Origin of the sequence: Pseudomonas sp. SWRI51, assembly GCF_014268825.1 — a bacterium.
GTDB lineage: Bacteria > Pseudomonadota > Gammaproteobacteria > Pseudomonadales > Pseudomonadaceae > Aquipseudomonas > Aquipseudomonas farsensis.
This window is the reverse complement of sequence record NZ_JABWRG010000094.1, coordinates 1-19503: the sequence shown is the minus strand read 5'-3', so window position 1 is coordinate 19503 and position 19503 is coordinate 1. Positions and strand designations below refer to the sequence as shown.

Genomic DNA, 19503 nt, shown 5'->3' with positions numbered 1-19503 from the left:
CCCCAGGGGCTGCTGCGCAGCCCAACGCGGGACAAGCCCGCTCGCCACAAGGGAGCTCGCCACAAGGAGATATGTCTGGCGGGAACAGGCTTTCACAAAACCACAGAATCTGCGCCGGGCACCTATATCAGTGCTCGGCGCTGTCTTTGTGGGAGCCTACGATGAGGCCGGTGCAGGATTGCAGAAAACCGACGTGGGTTCACCCGCTCCCAATGGGCACATCAACCCGCCGCGAAAAACGCCCGGGCCATGGCCACGAACGCCCCCAGCACCGGGTTGGGGTTGTCCCGGCAGTACGCCAGGAAAATCTCCGCCTGCTGCTCCATCCCCAACAACGGCTTGAACACCACCTGCTCCAGCCGCAGCGCCTGCGCCGAAGCGGGCACCACCGCGCAGCCAAGCCCGACATTCACCAACCCCAGAATCGAATGCGTCTGCCCCAACTGGTGCAGATAGTGCGGCTGCACCTCATGGCGGGCGAACAGATTGGCGATGCGGTCATGGAAATAACGCCCTTCGTTGGCGCTGTACATCACGAACGGCTGGCCATCGAAATCCCCCGGCCGCAGCCGCTCGCGAGCGGTCAACCCATGCCCGGCGGGCAGGGCGGCGACAAACGGCTCGCGGTGAATCGGCAAATACTCCACCCGCGCGCTCGGCAGCACCTGGCGCACCAACCCCACATCGATCAACCCGGCTTCAAGGTCATGCACCTGGGTGGCCGAAATGCGCTCGCTGAGCACCAGTTCGATATCGGGCAAGGTCTGCCCGGCATGCACCAGCAAGCGCGGGATCATGCTGTAGGCGCCCACCGCCGTGAAGCCCAGTGTCAGCCGCCCGGCCTCTCCGTGGGCGATGCGCCGCGCCGAACGGCTGGCCGCTTCGCTGATCTGCAAGATGCGCCGGGCATCTTCCAGAAACGCCTGCCCGGCCAGCGTCAGCCGCGCCTGGCGGTTGTTGCGCTCAAGCAGCAACACCCCAAGCGAATGCTCAAGCAACTGGATCTGCCGGCTCAGCGGCGGCTGGGTCATGTGCAGGCGCACGGCGGCGCGGCCGAAGTGCAGCTCTTCGGCAACGGCCACGAAACAGCGCAACTGGTGCAATTCCATGATTCAATTCCTGGATTATTCGATGCGTCATCTATATTAGACCTGTATCGAATGCCGGCCTAGCATCGACTCATGTCTTCGAACTGCCGGATGCCAACGATGAACGCTTCCCCCATCGACGTGCTGTTGACCCAACCTGTGCCCGAGGCGATTGATGCCGAGCTTGCCAGCGCCTATCAGGTGCACCGCCTGTACCAGCACGCCAACCCGCAACAACTGCTGGCCGACGTGGGCCCGCGTATTCGCGGTGTGGTCACCGGCGGCGCGAAGGGTATTTCCAACGCCCTGATGGACCAGTTGCCAGCGCTGCAGATTGTCGCCATCAGCGGCATTGGCACCGACGCGGTAGACCTGCGCCACGCCGCCGCTCGCGGCATTGATGTCACCACCACCCCCGGCGTACTCACCGCCGATGTCGCGGACCTGGCCATGGGCCTGATCATCAGCACCTTGCGCCGCCTCGGCGAGGGCGAGCGGCTGGTGCGCGACGGGCAATGGGGCACGCTGAACCTGCCGCTGGCCCGCCGGGTGAGCGGGGCCGCGCTGGGCATCATCGGCCTGGGCCAGGTCGGCAAAGCCATCGCCCGCCGCGCCGCAGCCTTCGACATGGACATCGCCTACAACGGCCGCCATGAACAGCCTGACAGCGGCTACCGCTTTGAAGCCGACCTGGTGGCGCTGGCGCGCTCGGTGGATGTGCTGGTGGTGGCCGCCTCGGCTGATGGCGGGCAGGTGCTGGTGACCGCCGAGGTGCTCGATGCACTGGGGCCCCAGGGTTACCTGATCAACGTCGCGCGCGGCAAGTTGGTGGATGAGCAGGCGCTGGTCGAGGCCCTGCGTGAACAGCGCATTGCCGGCGCCGGGCTGGATGTATTCGTCGACGAACCCTATGTGCCGCCGACCTTGTGCGCGTTGGACCAGGTCAGCCTGCAGCCGCACCGGGGCAGCGCCACGTTGCAGACCCGGCTGGAGATGGGGCGCATCGTCTTGCGCAACCTTCAGGCGCGCTTTGCCGGTGAGGTGCCGCCGAACCGGGTGACCTAGCTCCAAGGCCTCATGGGAGGCTTCGCCAGCTCTTATAGAAAAAACGCTAACTATCTGATTTGCATGGATAAAGTGGGAGCTGGCTTGCCCCGCGATGGATGGCACCGGCTAAGCCGGTATCGCGGGGCAAGCCCGCTCCCACGCTGCCCGGTTCCCTGCGCGACAGCGCAGCCCGGAGGGCTGGGTGATCTCCCACAAAAATCAGCAGCGACGCGATCACTGTGGGAGCTGGCGAAGCCTGCGATGAGGCCATCAGCAACACCACAAAGCCCCACCTTCTGTCCGACAAAAACAATCGCTTCCCAAGAGAAGCAAGAGGGTCCACATGAACAGCAAATCCGCCGCCGCAGCCGCGCCGATAGTGGCAAGTATCGGCCGCCATCGCTTCAAGGTCCTGGCGCTGATCTTCGTCATCACCGTGATCAACTACGCCGACCGCGCCACCTTGTCGATCACCGGCACCCAGGTGCTCAGCGACCTGGGCCTGGACCCGGTGATGCTGGGCATGATCTTCTCGGCCTTCGCCTGGGCCTATGCCCTGGGCCAGGTGCCCGGCGGCTGGCTGCTCGACCGCTTCGGCGCGCGCCGGGTGTATGGCATCAGCCTGATCCTCTGGTCGCTGTTCACCCTGCTGCAGGGCACCGTCGGCTGGGTGGGCCTGGCCGGGGTGTCGGCGGCGGTGGCACTGTTCTCGCTGCGCTTCATGCTCGGGCTGGTCGAGTCGCCGGCCTTCCCGGCCAACTCGCGCATCGTCAGCTGCTGGTTCCCCACCCGCGAACGCGGCACCGCCTCGGCGCTGTTCAACTCGGCGCAATACATGGCCGTGGTGGTGTTCGCCCCGCTGATGGCGTGGATGACCCACACCCTGAGCTGGGAGCAAGTGTTCATCTGGATGGGCGTGCTGGGGCTGGCGCTGAGCGTGGTGTGGTTCCGCTTGTACCACGAGCCGCACAGCGCCCCCGGCCTCAGCCGCGAAGAGCTCGACTACATGCGCGAAGGCGGCGCCCTGGTAGACCTTGAGCAAGAGCGCAAAACCGCCAAGAGCAAACCCACCCGTGCCGAAATTGCGCAGCTGTTCACCAGCCGCAACCTGTGGGCGGTGTACCTGGGCCAGTACTGCATCACCGCGCTCACCTACTTCTTTATTACCTGGTTCCCGATCTACCTGATCAAAGGCCGCGGCATGACCATCATGGAAGCCGGCTGGGTCGCCGCGCTGCCGGCCATCTGCGGTTTCACCGGCGGCATCCTCGGCGGCTTCATCTCCGATTGCCTGATCAGCCGTGGCGTGCACCCGTCCACCGCCCGCAAAACCCCGTTCGTGATCGGCATGGCGCTGTCCACCAGCCTGGTGCTGGCCAACTTCGTCGACGGCAACGCCGCCGTGATCGCCCTGATGACCCTGGCCTTCTTCGGCAAGGGCCTGGCGGCGGTGGGCTGGGCGGTGCTGTCGGATGTGGCGCCGAAGAAAATGGTCGGCCTGTGCGGCGGCGTGTTCAATGGCATCGGCAACGTTGCCGGCATCGTCACCCCGCTGGTAATTGGCTATGTCGTGGCCAGCACCGGCTCGTTCGACAACGCATTGTGGTTCGTGGCCGCCCATGGCGTGCTAGGGATCTTCGCTTACCTGTTGCTGGCCCGACGCTTCGAGCGTACCGGGCAGGCGTAGGCAGACGCCTCGGCAACAGAGCCCCGGGAAACCGGGGCTTTTTTTCGCCTGGCATCAACACAAGGCACGCTGATGGCACTTGTCGTTTCCAGACATGCCAATCACGACATCTGGCGCGAACCGGCAACCCCTGTCGTGATCGCGCACCTTCACGGCGCTCTCGAACAATTTTGACCGGCCGGTCGCGGATTAAATAAACCCCGTATTCACCGGTGCGTTGCTCTGTAAAGCGTGAAGAAGGTCAACAACAGAGCGTGAGCGACGTGTCATTCTTAGTGTTTTCAAGGAGATACTGTTCGCCTACGCCTGCCCGTCCCTTCCTTGTGTCAGCAAAAAGAGAACAAGATCAATGAACACCGTGGGAACTGATGGCAACCTTGCACAAGGTTTCAAGCCACGTCATGTAACGATGCTGTCGATTGCCGGCATTATCGGTGCAGGACTTTTCGTAGGCTCCGGGCACGCCATTGCGGCAGCCGGGCCCGCAACCATAATTTCCTATTTCGTTGCCGGCACCTTGGTTGTGCTGGTAATGCGCATGCTCGGCGAAATGGCCGTGGCGCACCCCGACACCGGCTCGTTTTCCACCTACGCCGACCAGGCCATCGGCCGCTGGGCCGGCTACACCATTGGTTGGTTGTACTGGTGGTTCTGGGTACTGGTGATCCCCATCGAAGCCCTGGCGGCCGGGCATGTGCTCAACGCCTGGTTCCCGCAGATCGACAGCTGGATCTTCGCCCTGGCCTCGGTGCTGCTGCTGGCCGGCACCAACCTGTTCAGCGTGGCCAAGTACGGCGAGTTCGAGTTCTGGTTCGCCATCCTTAAAGTCACCGCCATTCTGGGCTTCATCAGCCTGGGCTTCGCCGCCCTGATGGGCTGGCTGCCCAACCGCGAAGTCAGCGGCCTGAGCACCTTGATCAACGAACACGGCGGCTTTGCCCCGAAAGGCTGGTCGGCGGTGATCGGCGCGTTCATCACCGTGATGTTCAGCTTCATCGGCACCGAGGCTGTCACCATCGCGGCCTCGGAGTCTTCGGACCCGGCGCGCAACATCGCCAAGGCCACCCGCTCGGTGATCTGGCGCATCAGTACTTTTTATATCCTGTCGATCTTCGTGATCATCTCGGTGGTGCCGTGGAACGACCCACAGCTGGCCGTGGTGGGTTCGTACCAGCGCGCCCTGGAGATCATGAACATCCCCAACGCCGCGCTGATGGTCGACCTGGTGGTGCTGGTGGCCGTGACCAGCTGCATGAACTCGTCCATCTACATCGCCTCGCGCATGATGTACTCGCTGGCCAAGCGCGGCGACGCGCCGGCCATGCTGAAAGTGACCTCCAGCGCCGGCGTGCCTTGGGCCGCTGTGTTCGGCAGCACCCTGATCGGCGCGGCCATCGCGGTGCTGAACTACTTCGCACCCAAGGGCGTATTCGAGTTCCTGCTGGCCAGCTCCGGCGCCATTGCGCTGCTGGTGTACCTGGTGATCGCCATTTCGCAACTGCGCATGCGCGGGCGGTTGGAGCGCGAGAACGCCGACCTCAAGTTCCGCATGTGGCTGTTCCCGTACCTGACCTGGGGCGTGATCATCTTCATCAGCTGCGCGCTGGGCGTGATGATGTACACCGAAGAGCACCGCGCCGAAGTGAGCGCGACGCTGAGCCTGGCGATCCTGATTTCGTTCCTGGGCATCGTGACTACCCGCGGGCACAAGCGGGCAGTGGCGGCAGGTTCGGTTGGGTGATTGGGGGGGTATGAGCGAGGAGGGCGCCTGCGGGCGCCCTTTGTGTTGCGGCTAATCATTCGGGCTTATGGCTTGGCGTGGGAGATCACCCAGCCCGGCCAGGAGGTTACGGCCAAGTTGAGCTATAGCAGGTAGCGGAATGCGGTGCCTCAGTCCTCCAGCATCAACGCGGTGAGGAGGATGCCTGAAAGTGCGGCGCCTTTTCCCTTGGCGTTATCAATTGCTGCGTCGATGTCCTTGGGCGGCGATTGGTAATCCTTGGTGGCTTCTGAAATAAAGCCATGAATTTCTTCTAGCGTTGGCGGCTTTACATGGGGGTTGCCGATGGTTTTGCCTTTGACGAAATCATGCAACTTCCGCGCTTCGGAACTGACGGTAGGTGCATTTTGATCGTTACGGGTTTCGGCTAGGCCGTCGACGTGGGCATTGCGCGTGCTTCTAGCCTCCTTGCGTTTACGTGCCTCGCATATAACGTCGATGGACGTCATGACTTTTTCCTGAAAGGTCGCAGTACTCATGGTGATCCCTGTCTTGAGTAAAAAATGCACAGCCAACCTGGTTCATGAGCCAGGTTGGGTTGGTTAGCAGCGTAACCTGCTTGGTAGTGCCCAGTCGCCACTCTTGCTGGAGGGTGTTGATTGGCGCAGGCACAGTCGCACAGTACCTATTCATGCGGTCTGACTGACCACGCTGCAAAAAATCGGTAGCATCCGGTCTGCACTCTTGTGACCGGCTTCCAGCCGAACGATCTCCAAGCTGCGGCCTGCACAGTTCTGACGCAGTTCCAGCCTTGGAACATCCGCCAACCCATTGAACACTGCGAGACAGCCTGAGCCATGGTTAAAACCGTCAGCCCACTCAAACCTGCACCTGAATTGTTGCTGCTGCACATCGAGCTTAAGTGGATCACACCGACAATCTGGCGCCGTTTTGCGGTCCCTGAAAAGATTACTTTGGGCAAGCTGCATCACGTGATCCAGGCCGTAATGGGCTGGAGCGATAGTCATCTGCATGAGTTTGAAATTGCCGGCGAAAAATATGGCACCCCCGCACCCGGCGGGTGGGGGCCGCCCGTGAATCCGGAAGCTCGCAAGACGCTGATCAAGGCACTGCAGGGTAAGAAGACGTTTAACTATGTCTACGACTTCGGCGACAGCTGGCACCACAGCATCAAGGTCGAGAAAGCGCTCCCGGCAGTTGCTTGCCCTCAACTGCCATACTGCATCGACGGCGCCAACGCATGCCCACCGGAGGACGTAGGTGGAGCGGCAGGTTACGAAGAGTTCCTGGAGGCGATGGCCAACCCCGAGCATCCCGAGCACGACGCCATGATGGAATGGCATGGGGAGGCATTCGACCCGAAAGCCTTCGACTGCGAGCGTGTGAACCAGTGGTTCAAGCGGATCAAGGTCTGAGTTGAGACCTTGATCGGGTTAGGGTCACGATCATTGACGTTTCAGCGCACGTTTCTGCCGATCAGAACCACTTAACTCAAAGCTGAAAGACATTCACCTGCTTATGCAGCCCCTGCGCGAGCTGCTGCAAGGTGGTCGCCGTTTCAGTCGTCTGCTCCACGGCCTGGCTGTTTTGCTGGGACATCTGTGCAATCCGCTCCACATTGCGCGCCACATCCTGGCTTGCGGCCGTCTGTTCGCGCAGCGCCAGGGAAATCTGATCCACCATCCGCACCACGTCACCCGAAGACTGACGAATATTGACGATCGCATCCCCCGCACGTTGCGCAAGTTCCACGCCGCCTTTCACCTGGTGCACGCCAACCTCCATCTGCCCCACAGCATCACGCGTACCGGTCTGGATGCGCTTGACCATCTCCGTGATTTCCTGGGTCGAGTTGCCCGTACGTTGTGCGAGCAAGCGAACTTCGTCGGCCACAACCGCAAACCCACGGCCCTGTTCACCTGCGCGAGCGGCCTCGATGGCGGCGTTCAGGGCAAGCAGGTTGGTTTGCTCGGCAATGCTTTTAATGACGCTGACGATACTGCTGATCTGCTCAGCATGGCTGTCGAGGTCGCTGATCTGGCTGGCGGACGCCTCTACGGTGTCCGCAATCAGGTTCATGCGTTCAAGCGTCTCCTGAATCACACTGCCCCCTTCACTGGACTGGCGCCCAGACTCAGTGGACTGCGCATGGGCTTCGACAGCATTGTCCGAAACATGATTGATACTCACCGTCAGCTCTTCCACCGTGGCCGCCATGGACGACGCCGAGTGGGATTGTTCTTGAGCGGACGCCGAGAGTTGCAGCGATGCCGTCGAAATACTGTCCGCAGCCCCCACCAACTGCTCGGCACTGAACCTGATCTCGCGAATCATGCTGCGCAGGCGGCCTTGCATGGCGACGAAGGCATGTTGCAGCGTGCTGACCTCGTCATTGCCTTTGGGCTCGATTTTATTGTCCAGGCGCCCATCAGCAATATTGCGCGCGAGCGTGACAGCCTCAGCCAGGCGGCCATTGATGGTGCTGGCGAGGAACGAGGCGATCAGCACTGCCAAAACCGCCGCGGCCAACCCACCCCCGATGAGGATGGTAAATGCCGTGGATTTGGATTGATTCATCAGAAGGGTGCGCTCGTCCTGCAGCGCTTTTTCGGCCTCTTGGAATTCGCTGATGACCACTCGCATCGCATCCATCTTGGCTTTGGCCTGCCCGGAGCTGATTTGGGTGATCAGGGCTGTCAGCGGCGCCCGGTCGGCATTGACCTCACGGCGCAAGTTGATGCTGGTTTGCATGTCTTGCTGCAGCCACTGTTGGTAGACCTGTTGCAGGCGATCCAGCCGGGCTTGCTGCTGCGGATTGTCTGCGGTGGCTTTTTTCACTCGATTGAGGGAGTCGGCGAAGACTTCCTCGCCTTTGACCATGGGCTCTAGAAAGCTGTCCTGGCCGGTTAGGGCGAAACCGCGCATGGCGGTTTCTATGTCTACCAGGCTGTTGAGGATGCTGGTTGAACGGTTTAGGACTTCGTAGCTGTGGATGTTGCGTTTGACGCTGGTGCTGACCTGGTCGAAGCCTCGTAGGGCGCAGAGGACAAGGACGGCGATGATGAGTAGGACAAGGCCGAAACCGGTGTAGAGCTTTTTGGAGATGGTGAGGGTGGAGAACATGGTGGGGGCTACTCTTCAGGGCCTGGCTGGACGCTACGGTGGACTCTCTTGGGGGAGGGTGGTGCGTAGTGACGTTTTGATATCAATCCGTATGAGTGTGGGTGTACAGGAAAAGTTCTTTGTACAGGTTTGATCTTTTTTCAGGAGGGAGGCGGGGGCGTTGAGGGCTTGTATGGAGTGGGTCGAAACAGGGGGGGCGGGGCTTCTGCTTGAGGATGGGGTCGACGCAGGGATTCAGCTGGGGGTTGTCTAGGCGCGCGTGGTTGCTTCCGGGGGTTATGGCGAAGAATGGTGGAGATGTGAACGGCGGACGGGCGGCCTTGCTTGGGTAGGTTTTGCGAACGAGTGCATGCGTATGTGGGCTGTGACCGGATCGGTGGGATCTATAGACGCAGTACCAAGAGACTCAGCGAGAGATCAAGGGACAAGTGCCGTTGATCATCCGCATATCGGCTGCCCAAGACGGCATAACGGGGTTTCTTTTGGGGGCGAGATGAGACGTTTGAAGACGCCGTCTTCGTTTTACGTGCCGGGGTCATCTGAATAGAGTGCTTACTTAATTGAAAGTAAAAGATATTTTTTTTAGAGTTTTCTATGGAATACCTTTTGGAATTCCGCGTTGGAAAATCTGATGTCAGTACTCTGAAGCTGATTGGAAGTGGCTTCGCAGAGTCGTGCTTTGACGTTACGCGTTGAACTGGGGCGATGGAGCAGCAACGGCAACAGCTACTACGCCAGCCTGACCACCTGCAGCGGTAGTACTGGCGCCAGGAGCAATAGCACCATCTCAGTTGCGATCTTCATTGCATGGTGCAATGAAGCAGCTTTGGGGGGCGGTGGGAGGCACTGCAATGACATGGTTTGAATCTTCATGGTGGGGATGTCGATGCAGTGATCTGATGACTGAGTTTTTTAATCGAGTGAGGCGTTGTCATTTCCTCATCTGGAGGAAGTCCTACCTCGGCACAGCTGTTTTGATGGCCTTCTTGACGCCCTTGGCCTTTACCTTCGCTGTGTCGGCCAGCATCCTGCTCGACGCTGATATTGGATGCTCCGTCCCAGAGCCAGCCCGGATGGCAGGATTGTTGCGGGCATCTGAATGTGCCACATCGTTTCGTGGTGTTGGACCCTTAGTAGCTCGATGGGAAAAATACGGAGACGAGTATGGCATCGGTCGCATCCAATAGAGTGATCGCTCGTTTCAGCACCATGTCCACAAAAGGGTGAAGTATCTCGACAACGACCCTCAGCAGCTTCGCTTGAGGCCAGATGGTGCTCAATACCTGTGAACGGGCCAACAGAGGCGTCTCTGTCGAGGATGGTAGAAAGCGCTAACAGACGATCGCGTCTAAAAGCTCAGACGGGAGCGGATATCAACAGTCCGCTCGGTGGGCTTGGCAGCCAACACCGGCCTTGATGTGTTCCTACCATTGGTGGCTTTGGCTTTTTCGTCACTATGCGTTCGATGTCATAGGGCACGGGCTGCCGCGAATCCCAACGACAGTAGTCAATCTGCTGTCAATTAGGCATTACAAACAGTTATCCTTCGCTCATTTAGGTAATGGGCGCGCAAGGCTCTACCCAGGTATGGGCCGATACGGTTGAAACGCAACTCGTAAACAGCACGTTGCTCAGCTGCACGACAAGACCAAGGAGCGCAGGTTTTATTTATGTCGAATCCGTTTTTCGATCGCCCGATCCTGAATTCACCGTATCAGCGGCCTGCCCGCCATTGGGAGCTAGACGAGACAGGTCAACCGACTCAGAAGGTTGTTGAGGATCGGCGAAAAGCGCAGTTCATCACACCGATTCCAAAGCCCAAGAAGCAGAAAGCGACCCCGAAACAGGTAGGCTTCCTCTTTGACGAAGGCAAGGGACTTTCTACTGGCAAGCAGCAGTACGACCCCACCTCGATCATCAATAAGGTTCGTAGTCATGTAGACACGTGGCGTGCGCTGCCAGCAAGCCAATGGCAGGTCACCCCCGAAACGGCACGCTTGCTCCAGCATTGGCGGCATCACGACTTTCATGGTGTGCGCCCGTTCTTTTGCCAAGTCGAAGCGGTTGAAACGGCGATTTGGCTTTCCGAGGTCGCTCCCTTATCTAGATATGGGAAAGAACTGCTGGAGCATCTTGCGGCTGCCAACAAGGACGCTAACCCCGAACTGATGCGCCTGGCGCTAAAGCTCGCTACGGGGGCCGGGAAGACGACAGTTATGGCGATGATCATTGCCTGGCAAACCGTTAACGCGGTGCGCAATCCTGCAAGCAAGGGCTTCACGCGCGGATTTCTGCTCTGTGCCCCAGGTCTCACCATCAAAGATCGCCTGCGTGTGCTGCAGCCCAACGATCCGGATAGTTACTACAAGGAACGTGAGCTTGTTCCAAGTGACATGCTTGATGACATTGCCCGAGCCAAGATCGTTATTACCAACTATCACACCTTCAAGCTGCGCGAACGCATTGAGATTTCAAAGGGTGGCAGGCAGTTGCTCAAGGGGCGAACTGGTAATGAGCTCCAAACGCTTGAAACTGAAGGGCAGATGATTCAGCGCGTTATGTCGGATTTGATGGGCATGAAGAACATCATGGTCATCAACGACGAAGCGCACCACTGCTACCGCGAAAAGCCTGCGTCGGATGATGATTACATTGATGACAAGGGCAACCCGCTTACGGGGGAAGTCCTGAAAGAAGCCAAGGCGTATGCCAAGGACGAGAACGAAGCAGCCCGCCTCTGGATTTCTGGGCTGGAGGCGGTCAATCGCAAGCTGGGGGTCAATCGCGTCATAGACCTGTCGGCCACGCCATTCTTCCTGGCCGGCTCTGGCTATGTCGAGGGTACCTTGTTCCCGTGGACGGTGAGCGACTTTTCTCTGATGGACGCCATCGAGTGCGGAATCGTCAAGCTGCCGCGCGTTCCTGTTGCAGAAAACATCACTGGCGATGAGATGCCGATGTTCCGCAACCTGTGGGAAAATATCCGTAAGGACATGCCCAAGAAAGGGCGTGGCTCCAAGCAGGATCTCGATCCGCTCAAACTACCGACACGGCTGCAGACAGCCCTGCAGGCCCTTTACGGACATTACGAGAAGACCTATGCAAAGTGGCAGGATGCAGGGATCAGCGTCCCCCCCTGCTTCATCGTGGTTTGCCAAAATACCGCGATCTCCAAGCTGGTCTACGACTACATTTCTGGCTTCAATCGCAAAAACGAAGATGGTACCGCCACACCAGAAAACGGCCGTTTACCTCTGTTCCGTAACTTCGATGAACACGGTAATCCGCTGTCGCGCCCGAATACTCTGCTTATTGATAGTGAACAGCTCGAAGCCGGTGATGCGCTTGACGATAACTTTCGCAGTATGGCCGCCGATGAAATCGAGCGTTTCCGCCGCGAGATCATCGAGCGCAGCGGGGATGCACGTGCGGCTGACAATGTCACGGATCAGGAGCTCCTGCGTGAGGTCATGAACACGGTCGGCAAGGCAGGGCAGCTCGGAGGTTCAATCCGCTGCGTTGTGTCGGTATCGATGCTCACAGAGGGTTGGGATGCCAATACTGTTACCCACGTTCTCGGCATCCGCGCCTTTGGCACCCAGCTTCTGTGCGAGCAAGTCATTGGCCGCGCCCTGCGTCGTCAATCCTACGAGCTAAACGACGAGGGCTTGTTCAACGTCGAATATGCCGATGTGTTCGGCATCCCCTTCGACTTCACAGCCAAACCCGTCATTGCAACGCCCTCCACACCGCGCGAAACCGTCCAGGTCAAAGCGATTCGACCCGAGCGCGATGCCCTGGAGATTATCTTTCCACGTGTCGAAGGCTATAGAGTCGAGCTGCCCGAAGAACGACTAGTTGCTGATTTTAACGATGAGTCCAAGCTCGTGCTTACTCCCGCGTTGGTAGGCCCATCGCAAACGCAAAATGCCGGCATCATCGGCGAGTCGGCAGACATGACACTTCAGCATCTTGGAGATATGCGCCCGTCCAGCTTGGTTTTCAACGTTACACAGCACTTGCTTTACACCAAGTGGCGAGACCCCGGCGAAGCACCCAAACTCCACTTATTCGGCCAGCTCAAGCGCATCACCAAAGAATGGCTGGATACCTGCCTCGTCTGCAAAGGCGATACTTACCCAGCCCTACTGATGTATCAGGAACTGGCCGATATGGCCTGCAACAAGATTACCGCGGCCATTACTCGGCATTTTCTCGGTGAGCGCCCCATCAAGGCGCTGCTTGATCCGTACAACCCCAGTGGATCAACTGGAAATGTGCGCTTTAATACCTCCAAGACCAGCCGTTGGGAAACTAGCTCTCAGCACAGCCCCGTCAACTGGGTTGTCCTCGATAGCGACTGGGAGGCTGAGTTCTGTCGCGTCGCTGAGCGTCACCCGCAGGTTCGGGCCTACGTAAAGAACCACGGTCTTGGCTTGGAAGTGCCGTACCGTTACGGATCGGAGATGCGCATATACCTGCCGGACTTCATCGTACGTGTCGACGATGGTCATGGTCCTGAGGATCTGCTCAATCTAATTGTCGAGATCAAGGGTTATCGCGGCGAAGACGCGGTGGAAAAAAAGTCCACCATGGATACCTATTGGGTGCCCGGCGTGAATCATCTCGGCAGTTACGGACGCTGGGCTTTTGCTGAGCTCACCGATGTATTCCAGATGCAGCACGACTTTGCTGAAAAAATCGAACACGAATTCAACGAAATGATCGAGTCCGCCACTGCGCAGGCCGACAGCGAGAAAGCATGACCATGGCCAAGCAACCTGACCTCAAGACCATCGAGACCCTCAAGCACGACGACGCCAAGCGCAAGAACATCCCTTCCGCCGAGCAACAGTCGTTTGTGCAGGAGCCAGCAACGCCCAAGCAGATTCGCTACCCACGCAACACTGATCTAGACCCACAGCTCGTTTGGCGAAGCAAAGATGAGCAGGACTGGAGCGATCTCGTAGTCAACGCCCCACCGCTCTACATTCAGGAAAAGGTACACCCCAAGGCGCTGATTGACGAACTGTTGCGCGAGACACGGGAGCGTGAGCACTACGCAGGGCAAGCTACTGCTGACCTGTTTTCCGATTTCAATGGCATTCCCAAGGGGGCGGACAAGACCGAGTTCTATCAGCATGACCAGAACTGGACTAACCGCATGATTTTGGGGGATAGCCTGCAGGTCATGGCCAGTCTCGCCGAGCGCGAGGGCCTGCGCGGAAAAGTGCAGTGCATCTATTTCGACCCACCCTACGGCATCAAATTTAACAGCAACTTCCAGTGGTCAACTACTAGCCGCGATGTCAAGGATGGTAAGGCTGATCACATCACCCGCGAACCCGAACAGGTCAAGGCTTTTCGCGATACGTGGCGCGACGGTATCCACTCCTATCTCACCTACCTGAGAGATCGGCTGACTGTGATGCGGGACTTGCTCACAGATTCAGGTTCTATTTTTGTTCAGATTAGTGACGAGAATGTACATCGCGTCCGTGCTTTGATGGATGAAGTATTCGGTGAACCAAATTTCGTAAACACAATCGTTTTCAAGAAGAAGAGTGCTACGTTTTCCACCGAAACGGTCTTCGATTATCTGATTTGGTACTGCCGAAACAGAGATTTGATAAAGGTCCGAGATCTTTACGAGGCTAGAACCTCACCGGATGGTGAGTCGAAGTTTAATACCGTAGTCACTCCTGATACGGTTTTTCACAATGTATCTAAACTAGGGCGTGAAGAGATTGCGGCGCTCATAGATCGTGGTGGGAAATGGGCGCGAGTTAATTATCCCATTGTGAGCCAGCATCCGAGTGAAAAGCGAAGTGACGACTTCCCATTTCGCGGCAAAATGAAAAAATGCGGCGTTAATAAGCAGTGGCGATTTGGACTCGATGACGGACTGAAGCGGATTGAGAAGGCCAATAGGCTGTTTGACGGAGGTGGAGCTTCGCTTGGTGGAGTGGTCTTCTGGGAAGATTGGAATCAAGTCGCGAAAGCAAATATTTGGGGAGATATCCACGGCGAGAAGTATCCAACCTACGTAGTCCAAACTGCTACAGCAGCAATCGAACGCTGCATTCTCATGACTACTGATCCAGGAGACCTCGTTCTTGACCCAACCTGCGGTTCTGGCTCTACAGCCACAGTCGCAGAGCAATGGGGCCGTCGATGGATCACGATGGATACCTCCCGTGTCGCGCTTGCCTTGGCTCGCGCCCGCATTATGGGAGCTCGTTATCCCTTCTACCTGCTGGCCGATTCCCGCGAAGGTCAACTGAAGGAGGCCGAGGTCACGCGCACCGCCTCAAGTTCGCAGCCTACCCAAGGTAACATCCGTCACGGATTCGTATATGAGCGCGTGCCGCGAATCAAGCTCAAGGCGATAGCTGATAATGCGGAAATTGATGTCATCTGGGCGCAGTGGCAGCAAGCGTTGGAACCGCTGCGCGAGCAACTAAACGGGTTATTGAAGAAGTCCTGGCAAGAATGGGAGATTCCGCGCGAAGTGGGCGAGGAGTGGTTGGAGCAGGCCAAGAAGCTGCATGCTGAATGGTGGCAGGCACGCATCGCGCGGCAAAAGGAAATCGATGCATCAATTGCCGCCAAGGCTGCGTTCGAGTACCTCTACGACAAACCCTACGAAAATAAGAAGGCCGTGCGAGTAGCCGGTCCCTTTACGGTGGAAAGTCTTTCTCCTCATCGCACGCTAGGTGTGGATGAAGACGACGAGCTGATCGATTCCCTTCTTGAGCCGGGGGCTGACTATGCAGCGAAGCAATCGTTCCCGCAGCTAATTCTGACGAATCTGAAAAAGGCTGGTGTACAGCAGGCGCATAAGGAAGACCGCATCAGCTTCACGACCCTCACGCCCTGGCCGGGGGATTTGGTGTGCGCCGAAGGGCGTTACCTGGAAGGTGAGTCAGAGAAGCGCGCAGCCATCTTCATCGGCCCAGAATTCGGAACCGTGCAGCGTGCGGATTTGGTGGCCGCTGCACGTGAAGCTGCTGACGCCGATTTCGATGTTCTTATTGCCTGTGCTTTTAACTTTGAGGCGCATACCACTGAGTTTGCCAAACTCGGAAAATTGCCTGTGCTTAAGGCTCGCATGAACGCAGACCTGCACATGGCCGAGGATCTGAAGAATACGGGGAAGGGCAACCTTTTCGTGATTTTCGGCGAGCCGGATATTGAGCTTATCCCCCAGGATAACGACCAAATACACGTTAAAGTGCTTGGTGTGGATGTCTTCAAACCGCAAACTGGTGAGGTCATCAGCGACGGTGCTGACGGCATAGCCTGCTGGTTCATCGACACCGATTACAATGAAGAAAGCTTCTTCGTTCGCCATGCCTATTTCCTCGGTGCGAATAATCCGTACAACTCACTAAAGACCACACTAAAAGCCGAGATAGACGCTGAAGCTTGGGCTTCGCTCAACAGCGATATCTCACGCCCTTTCCCCAAGCCGAAGTCCGGCCGGATTGCCGTTAAGGTGATCAATCACCTGGGCGATGAAGTGATGAAGGTATTTAAGGTTAGCTGAGCATTTCATGGCCACGGGCTGGCCTTAAGGAGACTAGTGGAGTGGGTATGGATTTCCTGATCGCGGACACTTTTACTGATAGCTTGGCTCGCCTGGCGGGTGAAGAGCAAAAGGCCGTAAAAACGACGGCCTTCGATTTGCAACTGAACCCTTCCAATCCAGGCATGAGATTCCACAAGCTCGACAAGGTGAAGGACAAGTGTTTTTGGTCTGTGCGCGTTAGTAGTGACATTCGTATCATCGTCCATCGCAGTAACTCGAGCTTGTTGCTGTGCTACGTTGATCATCACGACAAGGCATACGCTTGGGCCGAACGGAGAAAGCTTGAAACACACCCCAAGACGGGAGCTGCGCAGCTAGTTGAAATCCGCGAGACGGTTCAAGAAGTCTTGGTTCCGGTGTACGTGCGACAAAAACCGGATGCTGTGCTTTTGTTTTCTGAAACGTCCGATGATGAGCTCCTGAGCTACGGGGTCCCCCTGGAGTGGTTGGCAGATGTAAGGCAGGCTACTGAAAACTCTCTTTTGACCTTGGCGGATCACCTGCCTACCGAGGCAGCTGAAGCATTGCTGGAGCTCGCTACTGGTGGCAAGCCGCGAGTACTGGACTTCCTCACGGAACAGAAAAGCCCCTTCGATCACCCGGACGCGCTGCGCCGCTTCCGTGTGATGGCGGATGTTGAGGAGCTACAGCGTGCACTCGACTGCCCTTGGGAAAAATGGACAGTATTCCTCCACCCAGAGCAGCGACAACTTGTCGAGCGCGATTATTCCGGTCCAGCACGGGTTTCCGGGTCTGCGGGAACAGGTAAGACAGTAGTGGCTTTGCATCGTGCAGCGTTCTTGGTGCGGGAAAATCCCGAAGCACGCGTATTACTGACTACCTTCTCCGACACGCTTGCGAACGCACTGCAGGTAAAATTGAAATGGTTGCTAAGCAATGAGCCCCGCTTGGCTGAGCGCATCGACGTTTACTCGCTTGAGACGATAGCTCTGCGGCTTTATAAGTCTCGTATCGGTGCGGCTTCCGTTGCGAGTCGCGAACAGATCCGCTCCCTGCTCGATGCAGCCAGCCAGGTTGCTGCCGGTCATAAATTCAGCCTGCACTTCTTGCTTACCGAATGGGAGCAGGTGGTCGATTCCTGGCAACTGAAGGGATGGGAAGCTTATCGTGATGTCGAGCGCCTTGGTCGCAAGACTCGCCTCCCTGAGGCGCAGCGCAAGGTGTTGTGGAGCATCTTTGAGCAAGTTCAGATCGAGCTAAAGGCACTAAACCTAGTAACGATGTCGGAACTCTTTACGATTTTGGCCGCGAAGGTTGCTGAGAGTGGCAAGGTCATCTTTGATCACGCCATCGTTGATGAAGCGCAGGATATTGGCGTTGGACACCTTAGATTTCTCGCCGCAATTGGTGGCAGTCGTCCTGATGCATTGTTTTTTGCTGGCGATTTGGGGCAACGCATCTTCCAGCAGCCTTTCTCGTGGAAATCGTTGGGTGTTGATGTGCGGGGGCGTTCGCGAACCCTGCGCATCAATTACCGCACCTCGCACCAAATTCGACTACAGGCAGACCGTTTGTTGGGTCCTTCATTGGCGGATGTAGACGGAATCACCGAAAATAGGAGCGAGACTGTTTCGGTTTTCAATGGCCCGCAGCCAACTGTTCAAGTACTGAAGACGATAAGCGATGAGGTTAAGAGCGTTTCCAATTGGATAAGCGCTCGTACTCAAGCCGGCTTTTTACCTCACGAGTTTGGAGTATTTGTTCGTTCAGCAGCTCAGGTGGAGCGCGCATCCCAAGCCGTGGAAGCGGCCGGATTACTATTTAAGGTACTAGATGAGCATGTGGACACAGAGAGCGGCTTCGTGTCTATCGGCACCATGCATCTAGCAAAAGGCCTGGAGTTTCGGGCAGTTGTTATTATGGCTTGTGATGACGACGTGATTCCTTTACAGGAAAGAATAGAAACAGTAGGCGATGATGCTGATTTACAAGAGGTGTATGACACTGAACGTCAGCTCCTGTATGTCGCATGTACGCGCGCACGTGATGATCTTGTTGTCACAGGTGTGGAACCAGCTTCCGAGTTCTTGGATGATCTAAGCATATCTCGATAGCCCATTTTTGACCATTATTATAAAAAACTCCTGACCACTTTTTACAGGGTACTCAGGTCGTGCTTGAATGAGGTCGGTCTAAAGCCTGCAGTACCAAAACTCAAACTTCTGTCAGCAGGGGAGTGGGAGCATTGTTAAGCATTAGAGTGCTCCCTTTCGCGGTGAGGCTGAACGAGTCTTGTTGGCTGAAGATCAAGCGGGCTAACAAAGAACGAATACGCTTGCTTGGTTAATTAGTTGTGCTGAAGAGCAGCGAAGAGCTTTGCTTTCGTTCAGCTTGCTTCGAGATGGCTACGTTCCGGTTAGATTTGGTTGAATTGAGTCGGTAGGTTGTAGGCTGTGGTCATTCCCTAGCGCAATGGTTGATGTAGCGTTCCCTAGCCTAGGGCTTTTGTAAGCGGGGCTTAATCGATCAGAGCCAATGGCTCGGGATCTCGATCCGAAAATTCTTCGCCACAATGCTTAGCGTGGCAAGAATTTCTGCATGGCGTGCATGATGACTTGGCTGCCATGTGGCTCTATGGCCCAATAAAGCTTTAAGCTCAGGCAAATTGTACATGCCCAAGCGATGAAAATTTCCCCAGGAAGGTACGCCGAAAAGGTTGTAGATGACAACGGTCGCATCGCGCTCACTTGCCAAACGCTTCTCGCCTGTGATTTTTTCGGCAGCAGCTTCAGCTTCATCGCGATCGTCGTAAGTATTTAATAATTTCATTGATGTATCAGCAGTCGAGATTCAGGCGAGATTTTACACTGAGATAGACGAGGCATCTCGTGATTTTGGACCTTGCTAGCTGTTTTATCGTAAGGGAAGCTTTTCGTTGGCCTCGACTGCTTACCCGCACGTGCGTCGTCGACGTGAGAACGGCGATGCGTCGCCAGTCGCAGCGAGGCCTGCACCGGGGCCCCAACGCCTGGGAAGGCTGCACTTGGCTGACTAACGGGTATGTCTTATGAGTCCACGTCCTCGCCTTCGCCTCCACACGATCTCATCGTACTGAACTCGTGAATAGGCACGCCACCTTGTAGTGGTCTAATGAAACCGGACACTCATTTAGGCGAGAATGCTCGCCCCAAAGAGGTGTCTGATGACCAAGCAACGCCGTACCTTTACCCCTGAGTTCAAGCGCGAAGCAGCCTGTCTGGTGCTC

Annotated in this window: 11 protein-coding genes; 7 read left to right on the top strand and 4 right to left on the bottom strand. The window is 57.1% G+C overall.

From position 1 onward, the window contains the following. Positions 1-221 precede the first annotated feature (221 nt). Positions 222-1109 (bottom strand): LysR substrate-binding domain-containing protein, encoded by an 888-nt coding sequence (locus HU720_RS20260; protein WP_186522229.1) that lies wholly within the window; start codon positions 1107-1109, stop codon positions 222-224. A gap of 99 nt (positions 1110-1208) precedes the next feature. Between HU720_RS20260 and HU720_RS20255 the strand changes: the two genes are divergently transcribed. From HU720_RS20255 to HU720_RS20245, 3 genes are all read left to right on the top strand, one after another. Next, positions 1209-2153, top strand: coding sequence for a 2-hydroxyacid dehydrogenase (locus HU720_RS20255; protein WP_186522222.1), 945 nt, complete (start codon positions 1209-1211; stop codon positions 2151-2153). A 325-nt stretch (positions 2154-2478) separates the two neighbouring features. Next, positions 2479-3822 carry an MFS transporter gene (locus tag HU720_RS20250; RefSeq protein ID WP_186522213.1) on the top strand — a complete coding sequence of 448 codons (1344 nt, stop codon included), beginning with the start codon at positions 2479-2481 and terminating at the stop codon, positions 3820-3822. A 349-nt stretch (positions 3823-4171) separates the two neighbouring features. Then, positions 4172-5563: an amino acid permease gene (locus HU720_RS20245; RefSeq protein WP_186522211.1), complete on the top strand. Its 1392-nt coding sequence runs from the start codon at positions 4172-4174 to the stop codon at positions 5561-5563. Between the two features lie 149 nt (positions 5564-5712). On the opposite strand, the gene HU720_RS20240 is transcribed toward HU720_RS20245, so the two are convergent. Beyond that, complete coding sequence (locus HU720_RS20240) at positions 5713-6051, bottom strand: hypothetical protein (protein WP_186522209.1); 339 nt, start codon at positions 6049-6051, stop codon at positions 5713-5715. Positions 6052-6399: 348 nt separating this feature from the next. Here HU720_RS20240 and HU720_RS20235 point away from each other — a divergent pair, with 348 nt between their 5' ends. Beyond that, positions 6400-6978 (top strand): plasmid pRiA4b ORF-3 family protein, encoded by a 579-nt coding sequence (locus HU720_RS20235; protein WP_186522208.1) that lies wholly within the window; start codon positions 6400-6402, stop codon positions 6976-6978. 76 nt (positions 6979-7054) lie between these two features. Here HU720_RS20235 and HU720_RS20230 read toward each other — a convergent pair whose 3' ends face one another. Then, positions 7055-8686, bottom strand: a complete 1632-nt coding sequence (locus tag HU720_RS20230; protein WP_186522206.1) for a methyl-accepting chemotaxis protein — start codon at positions 8684-8686, stop codon at positions 7055-7057. A gap of 1670 nt (positions 8687-10356) precedes the next feature. Between HU720_RS20230 and HU720_RS20225 the strand changes: the two genes are divergently transcribed. The 3 genes from HU720_RS20225 to HU720_RS20215 are packed head-to-tail and all read left to right on the top strand — an operon-like array spanning position 10357 to position 18352. Then, positions 10357-13452 carry a DEAD/DEAH box helicase family protein gene (locus HU720_RS20225; RefSeq protein WP_186522205.1) on the top strand — a complete coding sequence of 1032 codons (3096 nt, stop codon included), beginning with the start codon at positions 10357-10359 and terminating at the stop codon, positions 13450-13452. Continuing rightward, a complete protein-coding gene (locus HU720_RS20220; protein WP_238337743.1) occupies positions 13449-16235 on the top strand; it encodes a DNA methyltransferase in 2787 nt (928 codons plus the stop codon). The genes HU720_RS20225 and HU720_RS20220 overlap by 4 nt, the downstream gene beginning before the upstream one ends. A gap of 47 nt (positions 16236-16282) precedes the next feature. Next, the gene (locus HU720_RS20215; RefSeq protein WP_186522201.1) at positions 16283-18352 is read left to right on the top strand and encodes a 3'-5' exonuclease; all 2070 of its coding nucleotides are present in this window, start codon (positions 16283-16285) and stop codon (positions 18350-18352) included. Between the two features lie 412 nt (positions 18353-18764). On the opposite strand, the gene HU720_RS20210 is transcribed toward HU720_RS20215, so the two are convergent. Further along, on the bottom strand, positions 18765-19067 hold the full coding sequence (locus tag HU720_RS20210; RefSeq protein ID WP_186522199.1) for a hypothetical protein: 303 nt from the start codon (positions 19065-19067) through the stop codon (positions 18765-18767). Positions 19068-19503: the final 436 nt, after the last annotated feature.